This window comes from Micromonospora yasonensis (genome assembly GCF_026013475.1).
GTDB classification, from domain to species: domain Bacteria; phylum Actinomycetota; class Actinomycetes; order Mycobacteriales; family Micromonosporaceae; genus Micromonospora; species Micromonospora yasonensis.
Map to the genome: position 1 here is coordinate 1 of NZ_JAPDPH010000318.1, position 6178 is coordinate 6178.

General features: G+C 74.1%; 7 protein-coding genes. All 7 read right to left on the reverse strand.

The genetic code is table 11. The features are described 5' to 3' along the window. On the reverse strand, positions 1-810 hold an 810-nt coding region (locus tag ONA70_RS33890; RefSeq protein ID WP_265010564.1), incomplete at its 3' end, for a serine/threonine-protein kinase. A gap of 177 nt (positions 811-987) precedes the next feature. After that, positions 988-1665, reverse strand: a complete 678-nt coding sequence (locus ONA70_RS33895; RefSeq protein ID WP_265010565.1) for a potassium channel family protein — start codon at positions 1663-1665, stop codon at positions 988-990. 66 nt (positions 1666-1731) lie between these two features. Beyond that, positions 1732-2235, reverse strand: a complete 504-nt coding sequence (locus ONA70_RS33900; RefSeq protein WP_265010566.1) for a hypothetical protein — start codon at positions 2233-2235, stop codon at positions 1732-1734. A gap of 16 nt (positions 2236-2251) precedes the next feature. Next, complete coding sequence (locus ONA70_RS33905; RefSeq protein ID WP_265010567.1) at positions 2252-3094, reverse strand: hypothetical protein; 843 nt, start codon at positions 3092-3094, stop codon at positions 2252-2254. Between the two features lie 23 nt (positions 3095-3117). Further along, on the reverse strand, positions 3118-4353 hold the full coding sequence (locus ONA70_RS33910; RefSeq protein WP_265010568.1) for an MCE family protein: 1236 nt from the start codon (positions 4351-4353) through the stop codon (positions 3118-3120). Further along, positions 4350-5783, reverse strand: coding sequence for an MCE family protein (locus ONA70_RS33915; protein WP_265010569.1), 1434 nt, complete (start codon positions 5781-5783; stop codon positions 4350-4352). Before ONA70_RS33915 ends, ONA70_RS33910 begins: the two co-directional genes overlap by 4 nt. Further along, positions 5780-6055, reverse strand: coding sequence for a hypothetical protein (locus ONA70_RS33920; RefSeq protein WP_265010570.1), 276 nt, complete (start codon positions 6053-6055; stop codon positions 5780-5782). The genes ONA70_RS33915 and ONA70_RS33920 overlap by 4 nt, the downstream gene beginning before the upstream one ends. Between the last annotated feature and the right edge of the window lie 123 nt (positions 6056-6178).

The following is a 6178-nucleotide window of genomic DNA, read 5'->3' on the forward strand; positions in this document are numbered from 1 at the left end:
CTCCCACTCCGGGCCGTACGCGTCGCCGGCCACCCGGTCGAGCACCTCGAGGAAGACTTGGGCGGGCTGCGGCCGGTCGGCGGGCTGTTTGGCCATGCCGTGCCGGAGCAGCTCGTGCACCGGTTGCGGGGCGGGGTCGGTCGGGATCGGCGCGCAGGCGTGCTGGTCGCGCAGGGTGAAGAGGTTCTGCCCGTCGTACGGCGGCCTGCCGGTCAGGCACTCGAAGAAGGTGGCGGTGGCCGCGTAGATGTCACAGGCGGGGCTGGCCGGGGTGCCGGTCCACTGCTCGGGGGCCATGTAGCGGGGGGTGCCGGAGACCGTGCTCCCCGAGCCCTGGCCGATCGGCATGGCGATGCCGAAGTCGGCGAGCTTGCTCAGCCCTTCGCCGGTGACCAGCACGTTCTCCGGCTTGTAGTCGCGGTGGACGACGCCGTGGGTGTGCGCGGCGGCGAGCCCGGCCAGGGAGCCCTTGAGCACGCAGAGCGCAGACTCGGGGGTGGTCGGGCCGTGCTCGCGCAGCATCTGCCGCAGCGACACCCCGTTGACCAGTTCCATGACGATCGCGGCGCCGTCGGCGGACTCGACGTACTCGTACAGCCGGGAGACGTGCGGGTCGTCGATCTCGCCGAGCAGCCGGGCCTCCTGCCGGAAGGCGGTCCGGAAGGAGGGGTCGTCGCCGATGTCGCGCACCAGGTACTTGATGGCGACCGGGGTGCCGGTGGCGTCGTGGGTGGCGAGCATGACGCTGCCCGACGCACCGGCGCCGAGCCGACGGACAGGTGTGTAGCCGGACAACTGCCAGCCGCTCATGCGAGGTACTCCACGGCGATCCAGGGACGGGTGTCGGCTCCCGTCTCGCTGATCATTTTCGGGCCGCCGGAGCTGCCGTCCATCGGCGCAACGGCTGCTTCCGGCGTCCGGTTGACGACAACCGCCGGCGCGGCCGTGCCGCCCGGCGAGAAGGAGGCCGTCGCCGCCGTGCTCCGGCTAGCGCCCGCGGCGGGCCGTGCCGAAGGTGGACACCAGCCGGGCGACCAGGGTCACCAGGAAGATCTGGCCGGTCAGCGCGTCGAAAACGGCCAGGGTCCGGGACGGCTCACTGGCGGGGGTGAAGTCGCCGTACCCGACCGTGGTCATGGTGATGAAGCTGAAGTACTGGATGGTGTTGTTGTTCGCCGGCTGACCGTTGGTGAAGAGGACGCCGTGGTGGAACGCGGCCACGGCACCGAACAGCGCGGCGTAGAAGAAGCCGATCAGGAGGTACGCGTTCAACGCACCGAAGATCGTCTGCAGGGTGACCACGCGGTGGGACAGCGTCCGTCGTACCACCGCCACGATCGCCAGCGTGAGGATCGCGGCTATCCACAGCGAGATCAGCCCGCGCACGAGGCGGGTCGGGGCCAGGATGAGCAGGACGACCGCGACCGCGGTGAGGAGCGCCAGCGCCCAGTACAGCCGGCGGAGGTCCCGCCGCCCCGGGTATGCCCCGTGCAGCGCCAGGATCAACGCGGCCAGGTAGAGGAGCAGTGGCAGGGCACGCAGGCGCTCGCCGGGCAGGAACGCGGTCAGCAGGAAGCTGCCCAACAGCAGCGCGAGCACCAGGCCGAAACGGTCCGGCGCGGCACCGGCCCGGTCGGGGCCGCGCGGTGACGGGCTCTCCCCCACGGCGTTCACCCCCGGTGTCGGCGCGACGCCGCGGTTACCCGGCGATCGGGAGGAGTAACCTGCCGGTCAGATCGCGGTGGCCTTGACCACCTTCCACTCCCCGCGTACCGGGACCATGGTGAGCACCACCCGGTTCTGGTCGACCTTCTCCCCGGCCGTGGTGACGTTGCGCCGGTACTGGTTGAGGTAGAGCAGCAGTTCCACCCGGTCCGCCTCGGCGCTGACCACGCCGGTGGCGGACACCTCGGCCAGCACCACCGCCTGCTGTTTGGTGGCGGTCGCCTTGAGCGCGGCGGTGGTCTGCGCGTACTCCTCGGCGAAGGCGCCGGTGGCGAAGTCGCGGCCGTTGGCGACGCTCTCGTCGAAGGTGCGGTAGTCGTAGGAGAAGAGGGCCTTGGCGGCGGCCGGCGCGGTGGCCAGGGCCTGGCGTACGGCCTGGTCGCGCTGCCCGGCGTGGCGATCGGCGGTCCAGCCGGCGAGGGCCACGGCGGCGGCCAGCACGACCGCGACGGCGAGCAGGGGTACGGGGCGCAGCCGGGCGGGGCGGCGCAGCACGGTGGGGACACGCATGGTCTTCTCCTGCCGGTCAGCCGACGAACTGGAGCTTGGACACCAGCCACTCGCCCGAGTCGCCGTCCCAGGTCAGGTCGAGCTGGATCCGGTAGTGCGACGGGCGGCCGTCGGGCGCCTTGACGTTCTTCACGGTGGCGTCGACCGCGACCAGCACCACCGCGTGTCGGCGGTCCCCGGAGACCAGTGCGGCGCGCAGCACGCTGCCGTGCGACTGGACCTTGTTCGCCACCACGGCCGCGCGTACCTGCGCCTGGCCGCGGGTGAACTCGTCCTTGAAGTCGCCGGTGGCCCCGGCGGTGACACGTTGCAGGTCCCGGTCGACGCTGGCGGCGCTGACCGAGACGAAGTTGACGGCGGCCTGCCGGGCGGCGGCGACGGCCTCCCGGTGGGCCTGGTCGGTGGCCCGGTCGACGTACCAGCGGTGGCCGTAGACGCCGGCGCCGGCGAGGGCGGCGGCGAGCAGCACGACCAGCAGGGCGATGAGCGCGCGGCCCCGGCCCGGCGTGCCGGGCGCCGCCGCCGCGGACCGGCTCTTCTTCCCGCCGGCGTCGATGGCGTCGTCCCGACCGGTGTCCGGGTCGGCCGCGGTGTCGGCCGCCGTCCCGGCCTCGGTGTCGGTGTCGGTACTGGCCGGTTCCGGCGGGTCATCGGCCTCGGCGGGGTCGCCGACCACGGTCAGCTCGCCGGCCTCGGCGGGATCCTCGACGGGCTCCCGGTCGAGGCGTTCGAGCACCTGCTCGATCGGCTCGGCCGGTCCGGGCAGGGGCCGGCTGACCAGGCGGCGCCGCGCCGGCGCCGGGCCACCGGACAGGGCGCCCTTGATGACTTTCAGTGTGGGGTTCCTGCGGCTGGGCACCGCCACCTCCTCCGGTAGGCCGGTCACGGGGTCAGGCCGGCGAGCAACAGCTGTTTCCAGGACTGGTCCCCGGCCGTGCGGTACTGGCCGCCGGTGCCACCGAACTGCAACGGACGATCGTCGGAGCCGATCACCAGACCGGTCGCGGGGTCGTACCCCGAGGTGGTCGCCGGGCCCGGGCCGGGCGGGGCCGGGTCGGTGCCGCCGGGTCGGGGGGCGCTGCCGGCGCCCCGCACGCTCGCCCCGGCGGCCCGGTCGCCCGCGCCGCACCGGGTGCCGCCGCCGTGGTAGGTACAGGGCGGCGGGTCGTTGACGTTGACCACGAGGCCGAGGTGGGCGGTGCCGTCGCCGGGGGTGACGGTGAACCCGCCCGCCACCGCTATCGGATAGACCACCAGGATCTGCTCGATGCCGGGCAGCCGCCGGGCGGCGATCCCGTTCACGGTGACCAGGTTGCCGAGCAGGGTGCCGATGTCCGGCTCCAGGCCGCGCAGCAACGCCCGCAGTTCGGCACCGGCCGGCGGGCCGACGGCGAGCAGCCGGCGCAGGTCCGGGTCGGCGGCGCGGAGCGTGGCGGCGAGCTGCGCCAGCCCGGCCGACCAGCGGCGCAACGCCTCGGCGGACTCCGCCTGGGTGGTCAGCACGGTACGCGCGTCGCGGATCAGGGCGAGCGTCTCGGGCAGCCGGGTGTCGGCCTCGGCGAGCAGGGCGTCGCCGGAGTCGAGGATCCGGGCGAGCGCCTGCTCGTTGCCCTCGAAGGCGGTGCCCAGCTCGGTGATCAGCACGCTGAGGTCGTCCGGGCCGACCGAGCGGACCAGGGCGTCCAGGTTGGTCAGCAGGGTCTCCGGGGCGAGCGGCAGCCCGGTGCGGTCGGCCGGGACGACCGCACCGGCGGCCAGATAGGGGCCGCCGTCCCGGTCGGGGCGCAGGTCGAGGTACTGCTCCCCCACCGCCGAGCGTTGGGTGACCACGGCCCGCAGCGCGTCAGGCACCCGGACGCCCCGGTCGACGCGCAGGTCGGCGCGGACCCCGTCGCCGTGCAGGCCGACGGCGGTGACCCGGCCGACGGGCACCCCGCGGTAGGTGACCGGCGCGTTGGCGAACAGGCCCCCGGCCCGGGCCAGGTCGACGTGGAGTACGTAGCCGGCGCCGAGGAGCCGGTCACCGAGGCCGACGTAGCGGATCCCGACGTAGCTGACGCCGAGGACGCTCACCAGCACGAAGGCGAGGACCTGGAGTTTCACGGTGCGTCCGATCACGGGATCAGCCCTCCACCCAGGACGTCGGCCAGGTCGCCGATCTGCCCGGTGACGGCGCCGGTCACCGGGAGCACGCAGTCGGCGGTGAGCACGGTGCCGTCCGGCAGTTCGGTGCCGGCGGGGAACGCGGTGCCGGGCGGCACCAGGCCGGTGGGCAGCAGCAGACCGCCGATCGGCACCGTCGAGCCCGGCTTGAGCAGTTGGCAGCCGTCCGGCAGGCCGCACTCCTTCGGCGGGGTCCAGGTGGCCGGGAAGTGCCGGAGGTCCGGCAGGCACCTCAGCGGCAGCTCGGGCAGGTCGATGCCGGGCTTGCCGCCGGGGACCGCCGGGCCGGTGACGGGCGGCCGGGGCGCGGTCGGGGCCTGCGTCCGGGGCGTCCGCGGGGCCCGGGCGGGCGCGGCCGCCAGCAGGTTGGACAGGATTGTCGCCGCGTCCAGGTCGGCGGTGACGGACAGGTTGACGAAGTCGCCGACGATCGCGCCGGTGACGTTGGGCGGGAACGGGTACGACAGCATGAAGTCCAGCGACTTCGGCAGGTCGTCGCCGGCGCGGGCGAGCTGTTCCAGGATCGGTTGCAGCGCCTTCACGCTGGCCACCGTGTCCGCCCGGCTGCGTTCGACCACCCGGGTGCCGACCGTGCCGAGCTGGCCGAGCGCGGTGAGCGCCTTGCTGAGCTGGGCGCGTTGCCGGGACAACACGGTCAGGCCGGGGGCGAGGGAGTCCAGCGCGTCCCCGACGACCTGGCGTTGCCGGGCGAGGCGGCCGGTGAGCCGGTCGAGCGCGTCGATGGCGCGGACGATGTCGGCCTTCTGCCGGTCCAGGCCCCCGATGAACGTGTCGAGCTGGGTCAGCGTGTCCCGCAGGTCCGCCTCGCGGCCGGCCAGGGCGTTGCCCAGCTCCTGGTTGATGGTCCGCAGCTGGGCCAGGCCACCGCCGTTGAGCAGCAGCCCGAGGGCGGCGAGGACCTCCTCGACCTCGGCGCCCCGGGTGGTGCGCGACAGCGGGATGACGTCGCCGTCGACGAGCCGCCCGCGGGCCGGTTCGGTGGGCGGTGGGGACACCGTCACGTACTTCTCGCCGAGCAGGCTGCTCTGGCGTACGGCGGCGGTGGCGTTGGCGGGCAGCCGTACCGCGGGGTCGATGCGCAGCCGGACCTGGGCGTGCCAGCCGGACAGGGAGATCTTCTCCACCGTGCCGACGGTGACGTCGTCGACCTTGACGGCGGCGCGGGGCACCAGGTCGAGCACGTCGGCGAACTCGGCGGTGACGGTGTAGCCCGCGCCGGCCGGCTTGCCGCCGGGCAGCGGCAGGTCGGCCACGTCGGGCAGGCCGCAGCCGGCGGGCAGCAGCGCCACGGCCAGCGCGGCGGCCAGCAGCCGGAGCCGCCGTCGAGTGCTGCGCTGATGATTAGCTCGCTGACGCCTGCTCATGACGGGCCTCGCAGGATGCCGCCGAGGGTGGGGTCGCTGGTGGTGGAGAAGCCGCCCGGCGCCTGGTCGGCGGTCGGCGCACCGGGGGAGCTTGCGGACCCCGGTGAGGACCCGCCGGTCGCCGGGGCGCCGGGCGGCAGCTTGAGCAGCTTGCGCAGCTGGTCGGTGAGGGGCAGTTTCTGGGCTTGCAGGGTCTGCGCGAGCGCGGTGCACTTCGCCGGCACCTCGGCGGCGGGCAGCTGGGACACCATCAGCGAGCAGACGAAGGTCACCGGGTCGTACGGGCCGAGGGCGTTGTCGCGGGTGTCGAGGGTGCCCGACCGCGGGTTGTAGGCGAGGTTGAGGTTGTCCAGGGCCAGCGGCGTGACGTCGAGGATCTGGATGACGGCCTAGGG

What these genes read in the sequence shown, in the direction of transcription:
- ONA70_RS33900 (WP_265010566.1), bottom strand. Translation starts at nt 2,235, where the DNA reads ATGCGTGTCCCCACCGTGCTGCGCCGCCCCGCCCGGCTGCGCCCCGTA.
- ONA70_RS33915 (WP_265010569.1), bottom strand. Translation starts at nt 5,783, where the DNA reads ATGAGCAGGCGTCAGCGAGCTAATCATCAGCGCAGCACTCGACGGCGG.